Origin of the sequence: Rhodococcus aetherivorans, assembly GCF_011058165.1 — a bacterium.
Taxonomy (GTDB): domain Bacteria; phylum Actinomycetota; class Actinomycetes; order Mycobacteriales; family Mycobacteriaceae; genus Rhodococcus; species Rhodococcus aetherivorans.
Map to the genome: position 1 here is coordinate 1 of NZ_JAALEG010000213.1, position 552 is coordinate 552.

Annotated in this window: 1 protein-coding gene; it reads right to left on the bottom strand. The window is 69.6% G+C overall.

Features of this window, described 5'->3' with window-relative positions; translation table 11 throughout:
* The coding region (locus G6039_RS30205; RefSeq protein WP_338148594.1) for a condensation domain-containing protein at window positions 1-536 on the bottom strand (536 nt) is incomplete at its 3' end.
* Window positions 537-552 lie beyond the last annotated feature (16 nt).

Genomic DNA, 552 nt, shown 5'->3' on the forward strand with positions numbered 1-552 from the left:
AACAACTCGGGCGCACCGGCGAGGCGCTCGCGCCAGTAGGTGAGCTGCTGCGAGAGCAGGGACGTCGGGTCGGACTCGTCGCCGAGGATCTCCCGCTGCCACAGCGCGTAGTCCGCGTACTGCACCTCGAGCGGCGCCCAGCCGGGCTCCTGACCCCGCGCCTGCGCCGCATATGCGATCATCACGTCCCGCGCCAACGGGCCCATCGAGAATCCGTCCGCGCTGATGTGATGGATCACCATCACCAGCACGTGCTCGATAGAACCGACCTCGAACAGCCGACCGCGCACCGGAACCTCGCGGGTGACATCGAATCCGTGCGAGACGAACTCGGTCACTGCCGCCGCAACGTCCCCGGCGGCCACCGTCGCCGTCGACAACTCCACAGACACCGCCGCCGGCGCCAGGACCTGCTGGACGGCCTGGCCGTCGATCTCGGGGTAGACGGTGCGCAGCACCTCGTGCCGGGCCACCAGATCCCGCACCGCGGCCTCGAGGGCCGCCACGTCCAGCTCCCCGGTCAACCGGATCGCCACCGGAATGTTGTAGACC